This is a genomic window from Chloroflexota bacterium (genome assembly GCA_016235055.1).
Taxonomy (GTDB): Bacteria; Chloroflexota; Anaerolineae; order JACRMK01; family JACRMK01; genus JACRMK01.
The window spans coordinates 44493-62190 of the sequence record JACRMK010000098.1 but is presented as its reverse complement, the minus strand read 5'-3'; the positions used below and the strand labels follow the sequence as shown (position 1 = coordinate 62190).

The following is a 17698-nucleotide window of genomic DNA, read 5'->3' as shown; positions in this document are numbered from 1 at the left end:
GAGGGGGCGAGATTCTTAGGGGAGGTGCGCGGCGGCTGCGCCGCCGCCGCGCACCTCCCCGTCAGCTTTTCCCCTTCTCCCCCGCGCGCGCGGGGGAGAAGGGGCAGGGGATGAGGGGGCATATTGGCAGCCGACTCCAAAATGAGAACTGCTGATTCAGCCGCCGGCTCTTGACAAGCAGCCGCAGGCGCGCTATAGTATCGGTATAGAACAAATGTTCTGATATGGAAAGGAGCCTATGGCCCGGCCGAAAAAGTTTGAAGACCCGCACAATATCACGTTCACACTCGACTACCAGGAACTGGAGGAACTGAAGCTCGTCGCGCACGAAGCGCGCGAGCCGTCGCTGAGCGCGTTCATCCGCGCGATCGTCATGTTTACGATCCGCCGGCGGCGCCGCCCGCCCGCCGAGGACGAGACCCGCTGAAAAGCCCGCCCCAACGGCGGGTCTGCTGTTTTCTTCATAAATTATGAACCCACACGGCCAGCCGGCGCTCGACGACAAACGCCGGCGCTTCGAATCGACCGTCGCTACGGTGCAGGCGCGGCGCCTCATCCAACGGGGTGGGCAGGTGCGCGCCGCGCGCGGGCCATCTTTTCGATCATGGTCCTACGTGTCTTTTCGCGTGTTAGGTGAATGCGGCGAACCGTTTGTAAAGCATTACTCCAACTCCCCGGCGACCTCCGCGAACTGCGCCATCGCCGCTTGCAGGTCCTCCATGGTCTCGCGCGCCAGCACGTCCGGGTCGAGGAGGTTCGTTGAGTCCTCGAGGCTCTCGTCGCGCAGCCAGAAAATGTCGAGGCTCGCTTTGTCGCGCGCAGCCAGTTCGTCGCAGGTGTACGACCGCCAGCGGTCCGTCGGGTTGACCTCCGACCACGTCGCCGCTCGATCGTGGCGGTTGGCTGGGTGTAGCAGGCCCTGCGGAACGATCACGCCGGCGATGCGTAGGGGCACATGGCATGTGCCCATTGCGTGACCGGGCGCGTTGTACGCGCCCGAACGAATTGGATTATTGGTGCGCGGGGGAGGTTTGCCGTCTCTGGCGCGCGGCCTCAAAGAGGATGATGCTACCCGCCACAGCCGCGTTGAGCGATTCGGTATCGCGGTGCATCGGGATGCGCACGCGGTGCGTCGCCCGCGCGCGGCCTTCGGCGCCCGCGCCGGCCGCCTCGCCGCCGACAACCAGTGCCGCGGGGCGGTGCCAGTCCCAGCGGTCATAGTCGGTCTCGCCCATTGCGTCAGCGAGCAGCACGTCCAGCCCGTCGACGGCGGCTTCGAGCTCCGCCCAGCCGGACGCGACCCGCGCCGGCAGGCGGAAATGCGCGCCCATCGCCGCGCGCACCACCTTGGGGCTGTAGAGGTCGGCGCAGCCGGGGCCAAACCATACCGCATCGACGCCGGCGGCGGCGGCGCTGCGCAGCAGCGTGCCGGCATTGCCGGGGTCGCGCACACCATCGAGCACCAGCAGCAATTCACGGCGCGCGAGAACCAGCGCGGGGAACGGCACCACGGCCACGATGCCCTGCGGGCTGACCGTCTCGCTGAGGGAGGACAGCACCTTGTCGCTGACGGTCTCGGCGATGCGCGGCCAGCGGGCGGCCAGACGGCGGCCGTCCGGCGTCTGCAGCGCCGCCTCGCTGAAAAACAGAAGAGCGGGCTGGATGCCCGCTCTTTCAGCTTCTTGCAGCAGATGCGCGCCCTCGATCACGAACTGCCCGAGGCGCTCGCGCGCTTTGCGCTGGCCGGCCAGCGCGCGTGCCTGCCTGACTTTCTCGTTCTGCAGGCTCGCGATCACGGCTAGTTCGACTTGGGGGCGGCTAACTCGGCCAGCTTGGTGAAGGCCGCGCTATCGCGCACGGCCAGATCGGCGAGCATCTTGCGGTCGATCTCGATACCGGCGCCGGCCAACCCGGCCATGAACTTGCTGTACGACAGGCCGTGGGCGCGCGCCGCCGCGTTGATGCGGATAATCCACGTGCGGCGCATGTCGCGCTTGCGGTTGCGATGGTCGCGGTAAGCGTACGCCATCGAGTGCAGGCGCGCCTCGTTGGCGCGGCGGATCAGGCGATGGCGCGCGCCTTGCTGGCCCTTGGTGGCTTTCAGTACCCGGTTATGGCGGCGTCGCGCTTGCGGTCCGCCCTTGACTCTGGTCATAGCACTGCTCCTCTGGCAATCGTGGTAAGACTACTTCATGAACGGCGCGAGCCGGCTGACGCGGCGCTGGTTGCCCTTCGTCGCGACTTCCTCAGTCTTGTCGAAGCCGCGCTTCACGCGCTTCGCCGAGCGGCGGCGCAGGTGGCTCTTGCCGATGTGCGTCCGCACCAACTTGCCGGTACCCGTCTTCTTGAATCGCTTGGATGTGGCTTTGTGCGTCTTAAGTTTAGGCATGATACCTTCCTTCCAGAATCGAAAACAAAGCCCACGGCCCGGCCGTGAGCTCTGGATGTCGCTGCAGCAAACCGCATATCACTACGCTGATGCCTGCGGAACCTTGGCCGGCGCAGCGGCCTTCTCCGCGGGCTTGGTCTTCCCGGTATTGGGCGGCGGCGCCAGCACCATCTGCAGCGACCGCCCTTCCATCTTCGGCGGCTGCTCCAGCGCCGCATCGCTGCCGAGCTTCTCCACCACCAGTTCCAACAGCCGCTTGCCGACTTCCGGGTGCGTGATCGAGCGGCCCCGGAACAACACGCTCACCTTGACTTTGGAGCCGTCCGACAGGTATTTGCGCGCCTGCTTGAGCTTGAAGCCAATGTGATACTCGTCGGTCGTCGGCTTGAAGCGCAGTTCTTTTAGCTCCTGCACTTTGTGCGCTTTGCGGGCTTCGCGCTCCTTCTTCGTCCGTTCATACATGAACTTCCCGAAGTCAAGGAGGCGGCAGACCGGAGGCGCCGCGTTGGGCGCGACTTCGACCAGATCCACCTGCTTTGCGCGCGCCATTTCAAGCGCTTCGCGCGTGGGCACGACACCCAACTGCTTGCCGTCTACGTCGATCAAACGGACTTCGCGTACACGGATCTGCTCGTTAATTCGCGAGTTCTTGCTACTGATAAGCTTATCCTCCGGGTCTGGAAAGCGCCGATAGCGGCTGGTAATATAACACAAGAGGGCGATACCGTCAAAAACGGGCCGGTTGACCCGGTTTGCTGACGCCCTATTCGCCGAACACCTGTCTGGCGTGCCGTACCGAGGCGACCAGCCGGTCGATCTCGGCTGGCTCATTATACAGGTAAAGTGACGCACGCGCTGTGGCGGCCACATGGTAGCGCTCCATCAGCGGCTGGGCGCAGTGGTGCCCGGCGCGAATGGCGATGCCGTCCTGGTCCAGCAGCGTCGACAGGTCGTGCGCGTGGACGCCCTTCAGGTTGAAGGTGAGCGTGCCGCCGCGAATGGCCGGGTCGGCGGGGCCGTAAAGCGTCAGATCACTGACCTCGGCCAGCCGGTCGATGCCGTAGCCAACCAGATCGATCTCGTGCTGGCGAATGCGCTCCATGCCGATGGCGGTCAGGTAGTCGACCGCCGCACCCAACCCGACGCCCTCGGCGATCGACGGCGTGCCCGCTTCGAACTTGTGCGGCAGGTCGTTCCAGGTCGATTCGTGCAGGTGCACGCTGCGGATCATGTCGCCGCCGCCCATGAATGGCGGCATCGCCTCCAGCAGCGCGCGCTTGCCGTACAGGCCGCCGCTGCCGGTCGGCCCACACATCTTGTGGCCGCTGAATGCCAGGAAGTCGCAGTCGAGCGCCTGCACGTCCACCGGCATGTGCGGCACCGCCTGCGCGCCGTCCACCAGGGTCATGGCGCCGACGGCGTGCCCCCGGCGCACCAGTTCAGCCACGGGGTTGATCGTGCCAAGCACGTTCGACATGGCGGTAAACGTGAACAGCTTGACCTGCGGGGTCAGCAGTGCGTCGAGCGTGTCCATACGCAGCACGCCGTCGTCGGTGACGGGCACGAACTCCAGCCGGGCGCCCTTCTCGGCGGCCAGCATCTGCCAGGGCACGATATTGGAGTGATGTTCCATCTCGGTCGAAAGGATGACGTCGCCGGCGCGGATGTTGGCGCGGCCCCAGCTGTACGCGACGAGGTTGATCGCCTCGGTCGTGTTCTTGACGAAGACCAGCTCGCGCCACGACGCCGCGTTGATGAACTTGGCCACGCGCTTGCGCGCGTTCTCGTACAGCGCCGTCGCTTCCTCGCTTAGCTTGTGAATGCCGCGGTGCACGTTGGCATTGTGCAGGCGGTAGTAGTCGTCCATCGCGCGGATGACGCTTTCAGGCTTTTGCGAGGTTGCGGCGCTGTCCAGATAGATCAGCGGCAGGCCGTCGAATGCGCGAGCCAGGATCGGGAAATCCGCACGGATGGCGGCCGTATCAAAAGCAGTGGTCATGAAGGGGCCTCGTCATAGCTGCGCCGGCGGATCAGCCGCCGATCTGGTGCATCTTGCGGTTCACCGTGTGGATGCCGGTCGCCAGCCCGTGGCCGGTCGGCTTCGCCGTAATCGCGCGGTTCAGCGCCTCCTGCAGGTCGGCGATCGTGCCGCCGCCGCGCAGAATCTGGCGCATGTCGATCTCGTCGTCGTGCAGCAGGCAGAGATGGAACTTGCCGTCGGCCGTCAGGCGCATGCGGTTGCACGTGCCGCAGTACGGCTCGCTGACCGGGCTGATGAAGCCGATGATGCCGGGCGCATCCTGCAGGCGGAAGCGGACGGCCTCATCGGACGGGTTCTCGTTCGGCACATACTGCAATTCGCCGAGCGCGTCCTCGATGCGCCGCCGAATCTCGGTATTGGACACGTAGCGGTCGATGGAAAACTGCGCCTCGGGGCCTGAGCCAAGCGGCATCAACTCGATGAAACGCACCTGCCAGGCGCGCTCCAGCGTCAGCCGTGCCAGTTCGATCGCATCGTCTTCGTTGAAGCCGCGCGCGATGACGGCGTTGAACTTGAGCGGCGTCAGCCCGGCATCCTCGGCCGCATGAATGCCGCGCCAGATGGCATCGGGGTCCGCGAAACGCATTAACGCCTTGATGCGCGTTGCATTCAGCGAATCGACGTGGATGTTGACTCGCTTAAGCCCGGCCGCCTTGAGCGGCCGCGCCAGCTTGTCCAGCAGCATGGCGTTGGTCGTCATGCCGAGGTCATTGGCGCCGGGAACGCCGGCGATGCGCTGCGTGATCTCCACGATGTCGGCACGCAGGGTTGGCTCGCCGCCGGTCAACCGGAACTTGTTGAAGCCGATGCCGGCCGCGGCGCGCACAACCTTCTCGATCTCCACGGCCGTCAGCAGGTCGGGCGACGGCGTGAAGGTCAGACCGTGCAGCGGCATGCAGTACGAGCAGCGCAGATTGCAGCGGTCGGTCAGCGAGATGCGCAGGTAGTTGATCTCGCGATGAAAACTGTCGAGCGGCATAGCGGCCTCGTGGGCGCGAGCGGGTTACGACCAGCCGGTGAGCAAGCCGGGATCTTCCATCAGTTCCGGGCTCCAGACATCGGCCAGGACGTTGACGCGGAAGGTCTTGCCGGCCGCAACCTGCTCGGCCTGCTGCTTGACCTGCTGGACGAGCCAACCCGCGTACGGGCAAAACGGCGTGGTCATCATCATGTCAATCACGGCCGGGTCGCCGTCGAGTTTGATTTCGCGGACCAGGCCGAGCTCGACGACGTTCAGGCCGATTTCGGGGTCAAAGACCTTGCGCAGCGACGCCTTGACGTGGCCTTCGGGCGTATCGGGATCCTCGGGCTGCGGGCGATCCGTGTCAAACGTGTTCATCGCAATTCCTCCCTGACCTTACGCGTCCACATCCACCAGCACGTCGTCGCCGTCCACCATGACGGGATAGGCGTCCACGGGCATGATGGCCGGGAACGAAAGCACGGCGCCGGTGCGCACATCGAAGCGCGCGCCGTGCCGGGGGCAGATAATTTCGTGGCCGTCGAGGTCGCCCTCGCCGAGCGGGCCGCCGTCGTGCGTGCAGATATCGGCGATGGCGCAGATGCGGCCTTCCACCTTGCACAGCAGCACGCGGGTGTCGCCAATCTCAACTACCTTCGCCTGTCCGTCCTTCACATCGGCGGTCTTGGCTACTTTGTGAAAAGCGGGCATGTGAATGAAGCCGTCCTTGGGGTGTGGTGAAGCGCCAGCTTAGTCGTCGTCTTCGTCGGCCGCCCACGCCTGCGCGCCGTACACGCCGACCTTGAGCACCTTCAGCGAGAGTAGGGCGCATTTCAGGCGCGCGGGGGTCAGCGGGATGCCGAGCATGTCGAGCACAAACTGCTTGTCGAGCTGCCGCGCCTCGTCGAGCGTCTTGCCGCGCAACTCTTCCATCAGCATATCGGCCGAGGCCTGGCTGATCGCGCAGCCCTGGCCGTTGAAGCGCGCATCCTTGACGACACCCGCTTCGACGAGCAACTCGATTCGGATGCGGTCGCCGCACAGCGGGTTGTCTTCCTCATGCGTAATGGTGGCGCCGGGGATCTGCCCGCGATACGACGGGCGCTTGTAATGCTCGAGAATGATTTCGCGGTAATAGTCGTCCATGGTTACCATCGGGGGCGGCATTCCGGCCGCCCCCGATGCGGGAAGCAGCGCCTAGAACGCGCCCAGTTTATCCTGGATCGCCTCGCGCAGCTTCTGGCGCGCGCTTTCCAGCGGGATGCGGTCCATCAACGGCTCAAAGAAACCTTCGACCACCAGCCGGTGCGCCAGCGGCTCGCTCAAGCCGCGCGAGCGCAGGTAGAACATCATCTCTTCGTCGACCTGCCCGACCGTCGCGCCGTGCGTGCAGCGCACGTCGTTGGCTTCGATCTCCAGGCCGGGGATCGAGTCGGCGCGCGCTTTCGGCGACAGGATCAGATTGCGGTTCGCCTGGTAGGCGTCGGAGCGCTGCGCGGCCTTGTGCACGTGGATCAGGCCCTGATAGACGGTGCGCGCCTGATCCTTCAGCACGCCCTTCAACATCAGGTCGCTGGTCGTGTGGCCGGCGAAGTGCTCCTGCTGCGTATGGTGGTCGAGGTGCTGCTTCGAGTCCGCGAAATAGAATCCGTGAATATTGCCGTTGCCGCCGGGCCCGAGCATGAACAGCTCGTGATGCGTCTTCGTCACTTTGCTGCCCAGCGTGCCGATGACCCACTGCAGCGTCGCGTCGCGCTCGATCATGCCGCGCTGGGCGCCGAGCGAGTACATGTGCCGGCCCCAGTTTTGCAGCGTGACAAACGTCAGGTTCGCGCCTTCCTTGAGGAAGAGTTCGACGGCGTGGTCGCTCATAGCCGTTTCCGGCTGGGTCTGCGACCCGTACGATTCGATGTATGTTACTTCAGAACCGGCGTCGGCGATAATCAGCGTGTGGGGGAAGATGCCGGCGCGGGCGGCTTCCTGCCAGAAGCCGGCGCGGAACGGCAGTTCAACCTTCACGCCCTGCGGCACGTACAGGAACACGCCGCCCGACCAGAGCGCGCCGTGCAGCGCCTCGAACTTGCCGTAGGTCGGCGGCACCGCGCTGGTCATGAAGTAGTCGCGCACCAGCCCGGCGTGCTCGCGCATCGCCGTCTCCAGCGAGCAGAAGATCACGCCCTGCTTCGCGAGGTCGTCGCGCAGCGAATTGAACACCGTGGCGGAGTCGACCTGTGCCAGGTAGCCCGCCGCGTCGGCATCGCCGGCATCCAGCAGCCCGCGCACACCGTCCGGCAGTGCGTCCACGGAGTTCGCCTGCGGGCCGGTCGTCAGCACCGCCTGCAACTGGTCGAGCTTCAGCAGGCTGATGTCGGTGCGCCGCCACAATTCGTCGTTGATCGTCGGCATCGGGGTGCGCTGGTAAATGGCCCACGCATCCTGTCGCGCCTTGCGCACCCAGCCCGATTCGTTGCGGCTGTTCGAGAGCGCTTCCACGGTCGCGGCCGATGCCAGCCCCGTCGTCGTTAATTCAGTCATCGTAATCGCTTCTCCGCTTCGTACCGGCCCGGTCGCCTGCGCGCCGGGCGTTGTGTGTGCATTCGCAAAAAGCGGGAGACCGGACGGGCGGCCGCCCGCCCGGTCTCCCGTCCCCCTCCCCCCGAAGGTGGACTTAACCTACCGAACCTTCCATTTGCAGCTGGATCAGCCGGTTCATCTCGACCGCATATTCCATCGGCAGCTCCTTCACAATCGGCTCGATGAAACCGCTGACGATCATGGCCGCCGCGTCGTCTGCCGAGATGCCGCGGCTCATAAGGTAGAAGAGTTGCTCGTCGCCGATCTTGCTGACGGTCGCCTCATGGCCGACGCTGACGTTGTCCTCGTCGATCTCGATGTACGGGTAGGTGTCCGAGCGCGAGGTCTCGTCCAGCAGCAGTGCGTCGCAGCGCACGGTCGACTTGGCGCCCTCGGCGCCTTTGTAGACCTTGACCAGGCCACGGTAGCCCGCACGCCCGCCATCCTTGCTGATCGACTTGCTGATGATGTTGCTGGTGGTGTATGGCGCGCCGTGTACCGCCTTGGCGCCGGCGTCCTGGTGCTGGCCCTTGCCCGCAAACGCGATCGACAGCATCTCCGCGTGCGCGCCCTTGCCGAGCATATAGACCGACGGGTACTTCATGGTCAGCTTGGAGCCGAGGTTCGCGTCCACCCACTCCATCGTCGCGTCTTCATAGGCGACGGCGCGCTTGGTGACGAGGTTGTAGACGTTCGACGACCAGTTCTGGATCGTCGTGTAGCGGGCGCGCGCGCCCTTATGCACGATGACCTCGACCACCGCCGAGTGCAGCGAGTCGGTGGTGTAGGACGGTGCCGTGCAGCCCTCGGTGTAGTGCACGAAGGCGCCCTCGTCCACGATAATCAGCGTGCGCTCGAACTGCCCCATGTTCTGGGCGTTGATGCGGAAATACGCTTGCAGGGGCATGTCCACGTGCACGCCGGGCGGCACGTAGATGAACGAGCCGCCGGACCAGACCGCGCTGTTGAGCGCCGCCAGTTTGTTGTCGGCCGGCGGGATGACCGTCGCGAAATACTTCCTGACGATGTCCGAGTGCTCGCGCACGGCCGTGTCCATGTCCGTGAACAGCACGCCCTGATTGGTCAGCGATTCCTTGATCGAGTGGTAGACCGACTCCGACTCGTACTGTGCGCCGACGCCGGCGAGGAACTTCTGCTCGGCCTCCGGGATGCCCAGCCGGTCGAACGTGCGCTTCACATCGGTCGGCACGTCGTCCCAGTTCTTGGCCGACTTCTCCGACGCACGCACATAATAGAAGATGTCCTGAAAGTTGATCTCGTTCAGGTTGCCGCCCCACTGCGGCAGCGGCTTCTTCTCAAATATATCGTAGGCGCGCAGCCGGAACTGGCGCATCCAATCCGGCTCATTCTTCATCCACGAGATTTCCTCGACAATGTCCTTGTTCAGGCCCTTGCGCGAGCGGAATGAGTATTTCTCCGCATCGAAGAAACCGTATTTTTCTTTGTACGTCGAGCCCGACGCGCCAAAGTCCAGTAGTTGCTTCTGCTCGTCTATAGACATCTCTATCCCCCTGTGTGGTGAAAAACTACCTCACCACGCTCTCATAGCCCGTCTCTTCCAGTTGCAGCGCCAGCTCGGGGCCGCCGCTCCGCTGGATCGCGCCGTCCACCAGCACGTGCACGATATCGGGCTTGATGTAGTTCAGGATGCGGTTGTAGTGCGTGATGACCAGCAATCCGAGATTCGGCCCCTTCAGCAGATTCACGCCATCGGATACGATGCGCAGGGCATCAATATCAAGCCCGGAGTCGGTCTCGTCGAGGATCGCAATCTTTGGCTCGAGGATCGCCATCTGAAGGATCTCGGCGCGCTTCTTCTCGCCGCCGGAGAAGCCGTCGTTCAGGTAGCGCGTGGCGAACGATTCGTCCATCTTTAGCATCGCCATCTTCTCGCGCATCAGCTTGCGGAACTTCGGGATGGAGAGCACCTCTTCGCGGCGCGACTCCGGCTGGCTCGAATCGCCCTTCACCGAGCGATACGCGAGGCGGAGGAAGTTGGCCATGCTGACGCCCGGCACGGCGACGGGGTACTGGAACGCCAGGAAGACGCCCTTGCGCGCGCGTTCGTCCGACGACATGGCGATGATGCTCTCGCCTTCAAAGAGCACATCGCCGTCGGTCACCAGGTACTTCGGGTGGCCGCTCAATGTGTACGCCAGCGTGCTCTTGCCCGAACCGTTCGGTCCCATGAGAGCATGGGTTTCACCCTGACTGATCGTCAGGTTGAGCCCTTTGAGGATTTCCTTGCCCTCCACGCTGACATGGAGGTTCTTGATTTCAAGTTGCGAAGCCATTGCTGTGTCGTCCCTTTCTATCAAAGTCTAGGCCATTATAGCAGGCAAAAGAGATTAATGCAAATATTTATGAGAGAATACAGAAAAAGTCGAAAACCGGCGTTTTCCACCAAGGGACACGAAGAAACACGAATGGTTTTGGCCCTGTTGATTCCCCAAACCGCCCGACCGGTGAGCGAGAATACATCCTGCGTAGCTCACTGGTCGAACGCCGCCAAAGCCGGAATTGCACCATTCGTGTCTCTTCGTGGATCCGCTTTTTGTGGAGACGGCTTTCCCCAATTTGGCTCGATGCCGCTCGGAAGCCGGGATGGATGGCCTCGCACCGGGGTGATTCAATAGTCGCTTGACAAACCGTGCGACCGTGCTCGCGCGGTCGGCGCGTGACTACCGTTCGGCACGGGCCTGTGCTACAATCGGCACAGGCCAAGACAACCCTGCCGCGCGGAGGATACCCATGGTCCGCTTGCTCTCCTTGTTGGCTATGTTTCTGTCGCTCTTTGTTGTGGCTTGTGCGCCTGCGACGACGACCCCCATCCCGACGGCCGCTCCGTCGCCACTGCCGACCAGCGCCCCCACGGCAACCGCTGTGCCCAGCGCAACGCCCGTGCCGCCGACTGCGACGCCGACGGGCACGGCGACCGCGACGCCGGCGCCTTCGCATTCGCCGACCATCATCGCAACCGGAACACCGACGGAGACACCCGCGCCGCCCACCGCCACACGCCTGCCCGCGACGCCGACACCTCAGCCGATCGCGGACACCGGACAAGCGCCACCTGCCTGTCCCGGTTGGTTCGGCACCCCAGAGCCCGGAAAGGCGCTTTTGACAATCGAGAACTATATCAACGAACCGGTCGCCGTCGGAAACATTCCGGGCAGATCAGAATTACAGGTACCGGCCGCTTCTGACGCGGAACCCGGTCGCATCACGTTGGCACTGGGGCCGGATGCCTATGAACTGCCGATCAACGCCACATTCGGCGGCACATCGGTTCGAGTTCAATTGGGTTCCGGCCAGTATTGGCTGGTGGCATTGACTGCGGAGTCGGTGATTGGCGCGGGTGGCCGAAATTCGCCAAAAGACAAGAGCATTGTATCGCGCGTCTCGCCATTGACGCCCCCGTGGGGGTGTCCCGGCGGCGCGCCGCCCGTCGTTGTCGTGTCACCCCCACAGTGCCCGGCCTGGTTCACAACACCGCAAGAGGGCAAAGGCATCATCGTTTTCGAGAATCACACCACCAACTCCAGTATTATCGACGGCATCGACGGCGTCAGTTTCAGCGCCCCATTTCCAAAGCGGACGGGCAGCGAGCCGACGCGCTTGGTCGCGTCCTTTGCACCCGGTCGCTACCGCTTTTCGTTGTTCTTGCACAACTTCACGGTTGATCTAGCCAGCGGACAGCAGGTCGCCGTACGCTGGGGGTCTCCGACCTACCCGCCCGATGTCACGGTCTTGATCGTGCCGGCGGGATGTGCCGGCTACGTAGCGCCAACCCCTGCAGCGCCGCCACCGCCGCCGACATGCCCGGCCTGGTTCGCACGCCCCGAACCCGGCAAGGCCCTGCTCGTCGTCGAGAATCACGGCGGCAAAGCGCCCGTCGTCACCCTCAAAGCGCTGGCCGGCATCAGCCTCGATATTCAGATGCCACCCAAGGTCGGTGACGAACCGGGACGCCATGTGCTCATGCTGACTCCGGGACATTATGAGTTTGAGGCATCACCATATGGCATGATCATTGTCGACCTGGCGGCGGGCGCCATGAAGGTTGCGCCGATCCATGCACCCCGCGTTGAGCAACGCCCTGTATTCGATTTGCCGGTTCCGCCGGCGTGCAACTAACGCGGTGATTATCGTCCGGCGCGCACCCGTGCTACAATCGGCACAGCCTGGATGCGACAGCGAGTGTGCATATGACTAGCCGACTCTTGTTCCTGGCCATTGGCCTGCTTCTGCTCGCCGCCTGCGGTCCGTTTGCGCCCGCGCCGACGGCCGTGCCGACGGCGCGCCCGACGCGCACGCCGACGCCCACGGTTACACCAACAGCCACTGAGACGCCCGTGCCGCCGACGGCGACCGCCACGCCCACACCGACCACCACGGCGACGCCGACGGCGATCGCTACCAGCACACGCCCGCCGGCAACCGCCACCCCGACGCGCACGCCCACGCGCCCGGCGGCGACGGCGACCCGCACCCGCACACCCGCGCCGCCGACGGCGACGACGGGTGCAGTCGCGCCAACCAGCACGACCGCCGCCGCGCCGCCGACCAGCACCGTCACGACGGCGCCATCCGGGCAGTTCACGATCAGCCTGGGCGACACGAGCAAGTCCAACAACTGCTCGTTCACCGGCATTAACGGGCAGGTGCAGGACCGCAGCGGCAACGCCATCGCCGGATACACCATGCACGTCTCGGCCGACGGCTGGCAGGGCGCGGACAGCGTTTCAGCCAACCAGTTCAAGGACGCCGGCGCGCCGACGCAGTACAACGCGCAGATCGTGCTGTCGAACAGCTACCCGCCCAAAGCCGGCACCTGGTACGTGGTGCTGCGCGACGGCGACGGCAAGGCGATCTCCAACGTGCTGGCCGTGACGACCGACCCCGACACCGACACAAAGCCGTGCGGCCTGATGACGTATAAAGGCGGCGGTGTGCAGGTCGTGCCAGTCATCATTCGGCAGAGATAGGGGAACAGGGGTCAGGGATCGGGGAACAGGGGTCAGGGATCGGGGAACAGGGAACAGGGATCGGGAAACAGGGGTCAGGGATCGGGGAACAGGGGTCAGGGAACAGGGAACAGGGAACAGGGATCGGGGAACAGGGAACAGGGATCGGGAAACAGGGGTCAGGGATCGGGGAACAGGGGTCAGGGATCGGGGAACAGGGGTCAGGGATCGGGGAACAGGGAACAGGGATCGGGAAACAGGGAACAGGGATCGGGGAACAGGGAACAGGGATCGGGGAACAGGGGTCAGGGAACAGGGAACAGGGGTCAGGGAACAGGGAACAGGGATCGGGGAACAGGGGTCAGGGAACAGGGAACAGGAGTCAGGGATCGGGAAACAGGGGTCAGGGAACAGGGAACAGGGGTCAGGGAACAGGGAACAGGGAACAGAGTTGTCCCTCCTCTGTGTCGCTGTGACTCACGGTGGCGTAAAAAGACAAAGGCCCCGTGGCAATTCAACGCCGTGGGGCCTTCTTCGTATCACACGAGGATGACGGGGCATCCTGTCACCCTGTCATCTTGCCATCTTGTCACCGTGTCATTCTGTCAACCCGGTCATTCCTCTTCGTCGGCTTCGTTCCACTCGCGGGAGTCGGCCGGCGTGCTGCCGCGCACCAGCACCTCGCGCTCGCGGCCGGCTTCCTTTGGCGGCCCAATGACGCCGTCTTCCTCCAGTAGGTCAATCAGTCGCGCCGCGCGGCTGTAGCCGATGCGCAGCTTGCGCTGCAGCAGCGAGACCGACGCGCGCCCGTGCTGCTGCACCACCTCGATCGCCTTATCCAACAGTTCGTCGCGCCCGGCGGCGGCGGCCTGTGCCTTCTGCTGCGCGATCACGTCCTCCCATAGCGGCCGTTGCACGAGCGGTATCGGCGCGGCCTCGGCCATCGCGCCCGCATTCTCCGGCTCCGAGCCATCGGGCACGACCTGGCCGCGCCAGTAGGTGACCAGTTTGCGCAGTTCGTCGTCGGACACGTAGCAGCCCTGCAGGCGCACCAGCTTCGACGAGTCGGACGACATGTAGAGCATGTCGCCGCGCCCGAGCAGCTTTTCCGCACCGCTGCCGTCGAGGATGACGCGGCTATCGGTCTGCGTCGTCACCGCGAAAGCGATGCGCGCCGGGAAATTGGCCTTGATCAGGCCCGTCACCACGTCGACCGACGGGCGCTGGGTGGCGAGAATCAGGTGGATGCCGGTGGCGCGCGACATCTGCGCCAGACGGCAGATCAGCTTCTCGCACTCTTCGGCGCGCGACATCATCAGGTCGGCCAGTTCGTCGATGATGATGACCAGGTATGGCAGCTTCGGCTCGTTGAGCTCGGTCTGGTGGCGGTTGTAGCCGTCCAGGTTGCGCGCGCCCGCCGTCGCGAACAGCTTGTAGCGCCGCTCCATCTCGCTGGCCGCCCACTGCAGCGCGTTGACGACCCGGTCGACGTCGGTGATGACCGGCATGACCAGGTGCGGCACGCCGTTATAGGTCACCAACTCGACCATCTTCGGGTCGACCATGACCAGGTTGAGCTCGTTCGGCGAGTTGGTCATCAGCAGGCAGGCGATGACTGCGTTGATGCAGACCGACTTGCCGGAACCGGTCGCGCCGGCAATCAGCAGGTGCGGCATCGTGCCCAGGTCGGCGACGATCGGCTGCCCGGCGACATCCTGGCCCAGCGCGATCTTGAGCCGCGACTCTTCCTTGACGTACGGCTCGGACTCGACGACGGAGCGCAGGCTGACCAACGCGGTCTGCGAGTTCGGCACTTCGATGCCGACCATGGCGCGGCCGGGGATCGGCGCTTCGATGCGGATCGGCGAGGCGGCCAGCGCCAGCGCGAGGTCGTTGGCCAGCCCCGCGATCGCCGAGACTTTGACCTTGACCTGCTTCGACTGGCCGTCGGTGCCCTTGCGGTCCACAAAGCCCGGCTCGATGCCGAACTGCGTTACCGTCGGTCCCTGCGAGACTTCGACCACGCGCGCCGGCACGCCGAACTGTCCCAGCGTCTGCTCGATGATCTTGACGCGGTCGCGGATCTCCGACTGGCTCAGCTCCTGCTCCACGTTCGGTGCGAGGATGCCGTCGGCGTTGGGCAGCGTCCACTCGTGCTTCACTTCGCCAATGATGCGCGGCATCATCGGCGGCAGCGGCGGCTGCGGCTCTTCGGCGCGGCCCAGCACGACGGCGGGCTTCTTCTCGCGCGCACCCGGGCGCGCCGTCGTGCTATCGCCCCGGGGTTGCGAAGCGGTCGCCTGCACGCTGGCGCGCCGCCCGCTCGACTGCTCGTCGCCCTTGCCCGGCAGCGGCGGGATCAGCGACGGCTGCGTGCGCGACGGGCCGAGGTTGATCTTGACGCCGGGCATGAACGCCTCGCCCCGCGTTCGCGCCAATCCGTGCTGCACGATGGCCGGGATCTGCGTCAGCGAAATGTTCAGCGCCATCACGATGCCGACCAACATGAGCGCGACGAGCAGGATGTATGCGCCCGCCTCGTTGACTGCGCCAACCAGCAGATTGGCAACCGTCTGCCCGACCATACCGCCCGCGTCCATGACCGGCATCTTCGCGTCTGAGTAGCCGCCGAGCGACTTGACGACGAGGTGGATGAACGCCAGCGCGACGAGGTAGAGCAGGATCGCGCCGAGTGGGCGCTCCAGACCGATGTTCGGCAGGCGGTTGAGGCTGTCGAGGAACAGGTACGCACCGGCGGCGACCAGCCAGATCGGCGCGAGGATGACGCCCCAGCCGACGAACAGGCGCAGCGACGTGATGAGAAAATCCGTTGCCGGGCCGCGATCGCCGGTGACAAGGGAAAGCAGGATGACCAGCGCCAGCGCGATCAGTCCAATGGCGACCAGTTGCTTCCAGAGTTCCGGGTTAAGCGTGAACCGCGGTTTGGGCGGAGGAGGTGGGGTCTCTTTTTTGCGCGCCATAATACAGCCTCGAATGGAACATTTGTATTATACGCACTAGTGCGGGGGAGGCAAACGCGACAGGAAAATCCCAAACACCAACGTCCAAATCCCAAACAGGAGGCAAAGCCGTGCAAGGTCAGTATTGGGGCATGATGAGATCAATTGCGCGGTAGCCAGACCATGGTTGCGCTTTCTGTATCCCGTATGCGCTATAACGGAATAATCGCTCGGTGATTTCGGAGAAAAATTCGTCCTCTGTGCGTGCGGTCCAAACATTGACCCACTCGACGTCAAGGTCGGGTTTCAGTGCAGTTACAGGCGATCCTGGCGGGCGATAGACACGTGTCGCAGAAAATGACAGCCCGCGACGAACATAGTAGAACAGATAAAGGACCCGGAATTCCTCAGCGTTGCCTGTGAACACGGCCGCGACCTTGTCCGGCGTGCCGGCACGGGCGATAAGACCGTCCAAGCGCAGCGTTTTCAGTTGATAGTCCTCAACAATGGCAATCGGGGTATCGCATGGGGCTGTGCAAGGCCGCAGCGCGATGATGCCGAAGTCGTGGCGCAATTCGGTCATGCGCGGGTTGAAGAAGTCGCGATATGGCCAGAGGAAGGCAACTGCGATGAGGAAGACGAGTAGTGCGCTAACTGCGAGTATTATGTTGCGACGCGAACTGGTGTATGTCATGCAGGCCCCCGCGCCATGCGCCGTGCTCAGCGCACGAGCTTGACGATGTCGGCGAGGGCGCTCTTGAGCGCCAGTCGCAGCGTGCCGAACGACACATCGTTCCGGCAGATGATGACCACCACCAGGCCGGTCGCCGCATCCAGCGCGTAGATGTGATGGCGGTCGCCTTCCATGTGCAGTTGCCGGAAACGCCCGTACGGCTCGCCGACCAGTGCGGCCGTTTCGCCGGCCACGGCCTGCCAGCGGTTGATCAGGGCGATCAACGGCTCTATTCGCTGTGCCGGCAAGCTGCTGCGCTGCGCCGCCAGCGCGCCATCGCGCAAGACCAGCAGCGCCTCGGCGCGCACCTCGGACGCCAACGCGGCCAGCACGCGCTCGAGGCTGGTCGAATCGGTCGCGGGAGTGACCGGTGCAGTTGTGCGGCGTGCGCGTGGCGTCTCACGTATCGGTTCGGCGGGCGCGCGCGCGGGCGGAAGCGGCCGGAGAGCCGGCTTCTCGACGGCCGGTTCTTTCGTTGCCGGCGCATCGGCGGGCGCGGACTTGATGATCTGCCGCACGCGCGGCCTGGCTGGGCTGTCATCAACTTTGCGTTCCGGCGGCGGCGGCAAATCGACCAGCGCGCGCGGCTCAGTGCCGAGCGCCTGCGTGATCGTATCGCCGAGATCGCCGATGAAGAACGGCTTGGTCAGCACGCCCTGGATGTCGGCCTCGCGGTACTCGTCGGGCAGGCCGTCGCCGAGCGGGATCAGCATGATGCGCAGGCCGGGCGCGCGCGTGCGCAGATCGCTGATCAGCGACCGGGCCGGGGTATCCGCGATCGACAGGTCGATGATGGCGAGGTCGGGTGCGGCAGCCTTCACGGCGGCCCGTGCGCCGGCGCCGGTGGACACGGCCCGCGCGTTATAGTCGCCGTTGAGCGACAGCATTTGCACGAGCATTTGCCCGAACGCTTCGTCCGGGTCGACGATCAAGATCTGGTGAGGCATGGTCAGAGGGGCGCCTCGCGGACGCTCTTGCGGATTGTAGGGCAAACAGGGCGAAAGCACAAACCGCCATCGTGTTGTATCATCGTATGGCGGCCCGCCGATCGC

General features: G+C 64.6%; 19 protein-coding genes. 3 read left to right on the top strand and 16 right to left on the bottom strand.

Going from position 1 to position 17698, the window contains the following annotated elements; genetic code table 11:
- Positions 1 to 238 precede the first annotated feature (238 nt).
- Positions 239 to 427: a hypothetical protein gene (locus HZB53_22500; protein ID MBI5880431.1), complete on the top strand. Its 189-nt coding sequence runs from the start codon at positions 239 to 241 to the stop codon at positions 425 to 427.
- Positions 428 to 661: 234 nt separating this feature from the next.
- On the opposite strand, the gene HZB53_22495 is transcribed toward HZB53_22500, so the two are convergent.
- The 13 genes from HZB53_22495 to sufC all read right to left on the bottom strand — a co-directional run bounded on the left by HZB53_22495 (position 662) and on the right by sufC (position 10280).
- Positions 662 to 970 (bottom strand): type I restriction endonuclease subunit M, encoded by a 309-nt coding sequence (locus HZB53_22495; GenBank protein ID MBI5880430.1) that lies wholly within the window; start codon positions 968 to 970, stop codon positions 662 to 664.
- Positions 971 to 1010: 40 nt separating this feature from the next.
- Entirely contained in the window at positions 1011 to 1796 is a 786-nt protein-coding gene (locus HZB53_22490) for an RNA methyltransferase (GenBank protein ID MBI5880429.1), read from the bottom strand.
- A gap of 2 nt (positions 1797 to 1798) precedes the next feature.
- Complete coding sequence (gene rplT, locus HZB53_22485) at positions 1799 to 2155, bottom strand: 50S ribosomal protein L20 (protein MBI5880428.1); 357 nt, start codon at positions 2153 to 2155, stop codon at positions 1799 to 1801.
- Between the two features lie 30 nt (positions 2156 to 2185).
- A complete protein-coding gene (gene rpmI, locus HZB53_22480; protein MBI5880427.1) occupies positions 2186 to 2389 on the bottom strand; it encodes a 50S ribosomal protein L35 in 204 nt (67 codons plus the stop codon).
- 81 nt (positions 2390 to 2470) lie between these two features.
- On the bottom strand, positions 2471 to 3220 hold the full coding sequence (locus HZB53_22475; GenBank protein ID MBI5880426.1) for a translation initiation factor IF-3: 750 nt from the start codon (positions 3218 to 3220) through the stop codon (positions 2471 to 2473).
- Positions 3153 to 4388 carry a cysteine desulfurase gene (locus HZB53_22470; GenBank protein ID MBI5880425.1) on the bottom strand — a complete coding sequence of 412 codons (1236 nt, stop codon included), beginning with the start codon at positions 4386 to 4388 and terminating at the stop codon, positions 3153 to 3155. The genes HZB53_22475 and HZB53_22470 overlap by 68 nt, the downstream gene beginning before the upstream one ends.
- Positions 4389 to 4419: 31 nt before the next feature.
- Positions 4420 to 5409 (bottom strand): GTP 3',8-cyclase MoaA, encoded by a 990-nt coding sequence (gene moaA, locus HZB53_22465; GenBank protein ID MBI5880424.1) that lies wholly within the window; start codon positions 5407 to 5409, stop codon positions 4420 to 4422.
- Between the two features lie 24 nt (positions 5410 to 5433).
- Complete coding sequence (locus HZB53_22460) at positions 5434 to 5769, bottom strand: metal-sulfur cluster assembly factor (GenBank protein ID MBI5880423.1); 336 nt, start codon at positions 5767 to 5769, stop codon at positions 5434 to 5436.
- Positions 5770 to 5787: 18 nt separating this feature from the next.
- A complete protein-coding gene (locus HZB53_22455) occupies positions 5788 to 6102 on the bottom strand; it encodes a non-heme iron oxygenase ferredoxin subunit (protein ID MBI5880422.1) in 315 nt (104 codons plus the stop codon).
- A 39-nt stretch (positions 6103 to 6141) separates the two neighbouring features.
- On the bottom strand, positions 6142 to 6537 hold the full coding sequence (locus HZB53_22450) for an SUF system NifU family Fe-S cluster assembly protein (protein MBI5880421.1): 396 nt from the start codon (positions 6535 to 6537) through the stop codon (positions 6142 to 6144).
- 51 nt (positions 6538 to 6588) lie between these two features.
- Positions 6589 to 7926: a Fe-S cluster assembly protein SufD gene (sufD, locus tag HZB53_22445; GenBank protein MBI5880420.1), complete on the bottom strand. Its 1338-nt coding sequence runs from the start codon at positions 7924 to 7926 to the stop codon at positions 6589 to 6591.
- Positions 7927 to 8059: 133 nt separating this feature from the next.
- Positions 8060 to 9487 carry a Fe-S cluster assembly protein SufB gene (gene sufB, locus HZB53_22440; GenBank protein MBI5880419.1) on the bottom strand — a complete coding sequence of 476 codons (1428 nt, stop codon included), beginning with the start codon at positions 9485 to 9487 and terminating at the stop codon, positions 8060 to 8062.
- A gap of 25 nt (positions 9488 to 9512) precedes the next feature.
- Positions 9513 to 10280, bottom strand: a complete 768-nt coding sequence (gene sufC / locus HZB53_22435) for a Fe-S cluster assembly ATPase SufC (GenBank protein ID MBI5880418.1) — start codon at positions 10278 to 10280, stop codon at positions 9513 to 9515.
- Positions 10281 to 10869: 589 nt separating this feature from the next.
- Here sufC and HZB53_22430 point away from each other — a divergent pair.
- On the top strand, positions 10870 to 12123 hold the full coding sequence (locus HZB53_22430) for a hypothetical protein (GenBank protein MBI5880417.1): 1254 nt from the start codon (positions 10870 to 10872) through the stop codon (positions 12121 to 12123).
- 71 nt (positions 12124 to 12194) lie between these two features.
- Positions 12195 to 12974 carry a hypothetical protein gene (locus tag HZB53_22425; GenBank protein ID MBI5880416.1) on the top strand — a complete coding sequence of 260 codons (780 nt, stop codon included), beginning with the start codon at positions 12195 to 12197 and terminating at the stop codon, positions 12972 to 12974.
- Positions 12975 to 13567: 593 nt separating this feature from the next.
- Here HZB53_22425 and HZB53_22420 read toward each other — a convergent pair.
- The 3 genes from HZB53_22420 to HZB53_22410 all read right to left on the bottom strand — a co-directional run bounded on the left by HZB53_22420 (position 13568) and on the right by HZB53_22410 (position 17593).
- Positions 13568 to 15934 carry a DNA translocase FtsK 4TM domain-containing protein gene (locus tag HZB53_22420; GenBank protein MBI5880415.1) on the bottom strand — a complete coding sequence of 789 codons (2367 nt, stop codon included), beginning with the start codon at positions 15932 to 15934 and terminating at the stop codon, positions 13568 to 13570.
- A 118-nt stretch (positions 15935 to 16052) separates the two neighbouring features.
- On the bottom strand, positions 16053 to 16607 hold the full coding sequence (locus HZB53_22415; GenBank protein ID MBI5880414.1) for a hypothetical protein: 555 nt from the start codon (positions 16605 to 16607) through the stop codon (positions 16053 to 16055).
- A 26-nt stretch (positions 16608 to 16633) separates the two neighbouring features.
- Positions 16634 to 17593, bottom strand: coding sequence for a response regulator (locus tag HZB53_22410; protein ID MBI5880413.1), 960 nt, complete (start codon positions 17591 to 17593; stop codon positions 16634 to 16636).
- Between the last annotated feature and the right edge of the window lie 105 nt (positions 17594 to 17698).

What these genes read in the sequence shown, in the direction of transcription:
- HZB53_22500 (MBI5880431.1), top strand. Translation starts at nt 239, where the DNA reads ATGGCCCGGCCGAAAAAGTTTGAAGACCCGCACAATATCACGTTCACA.
- HZB53_22495 (MBI5880430.1), bottom strand. Translation starts at nt 970, where the DNA reads ATGGGCACATGCCATGTGCCCCTACGCATCGCCGGCGTGATCGTTCCG.
- rplT (MBI5880428.1), bottom strand. Translation starts at nt 2,155, where the DNA reads ATGACCAGAGTCAAGGGCGGACCGCAAGCGCGACGCCGCCATAACCGG.
- rpmI (MBI5880427.1), bottom strand. Translation starts at nt 2,389, where the DNA reads ATGCCTAAACTTAAGACGCACAAAGCCACATCCAAGCGATTCAAGAAG.
- HZB53_22475 (MBI5880426.1), bottom strand. Translation starts at nt 3,220, where the DNA reads ATGAGCCAGCCGAGATCGACCGGCTGGTCGCCTCGGTACGGCACGCCA.
- HZB53_22470 (MBI5880425.1), bottom strand. Translation starts at nt 4,388, where the DNA reads ATGACCACTGCTTTTGATACGGCCGCCATCCGTGCGGATTTCCCGATC.
- moaA (MBI5880424.1), bottom strand. Translation starts at nt 5,409, where the DNA reads ATGCCGCTCGACAGTTTTCATCGCGAGATCAACTACCTGCGCATCTCG.
- HZB53_22460 (MBI5880423.1), bottom strand. Translation starts at nt 5,769, where the DNA reads ATGAACACGTTTGACACGGATCGCCCGCAGCCCGAGGATCCCGATACG.
- HZB53_22455 (MBI5880422.1), bottom strand. Translation starts at nt 6,102, where the DNA reads ATGCCCGCTTTTCACAAAGTAGCCAAGACCGCCGATGTGAAGGACGGA.
- HZB53_22450 (MBI5880421.1), bottom strand. Translation starts at nt 6,537, where the DNA reads ATGGACGACTATTACCGCGAAATCATTCTCGAGCATTACAAGCGCCCG.
- sufD (MBI5880420.1), bottom strand. Translation starts at nt 7,926, where the DNA reads ATGACTGAATTAACGACGACGGGGCTGGCATCGGCCGCGACCGTGGAA.
- sufB (MBI5880419.1), bottom strand. Translation starts at nt 9,487, where the DNA reads ATGTCTATAGACGAGCAGAAGCAACTACTGGACTTTGGCGCGTCGGGC.
- sufC (MBI5880418.1), bottom strand. Translation starts at nt 10,280, where the DNA reads ATGGCTTCGCAACTTGAAATCAAGAACCTCCATGTCAGCGTGGAGGGC.
- HZB53_22425 (MBI5880416.1), top strand. Translation starts at nt 12,195, where the DNA reads ATGACTAGCCGACTCTTGTTCCTGGCCATTGGCCTGCTTCTGCTCGCC.
- HZB53_22420 (MBI5880415.1), bottom strand. Translation starts at nt 15,934, where the DNA reads ATGGCGCGCAAAAAAGAGACCCCACCTCCTCCGCCCAAACCGCGGTTC.
- HZB53_22415 (MBI5880414.1), bottom strand. Translation starts at nt 16,607, where the DNA reads ATGACATACACCAGTTCGCGTCGCAACATAATACTCGCAGTTAGCGCA.
- HZB53_22410 (MBI5880413.1), bottom strand. Translation starts at nt 17,593, where the DNA reads ATGCCTCACCAGATCTTGATCGTCGACCCGGACGAAGCGTTCGGGCAA.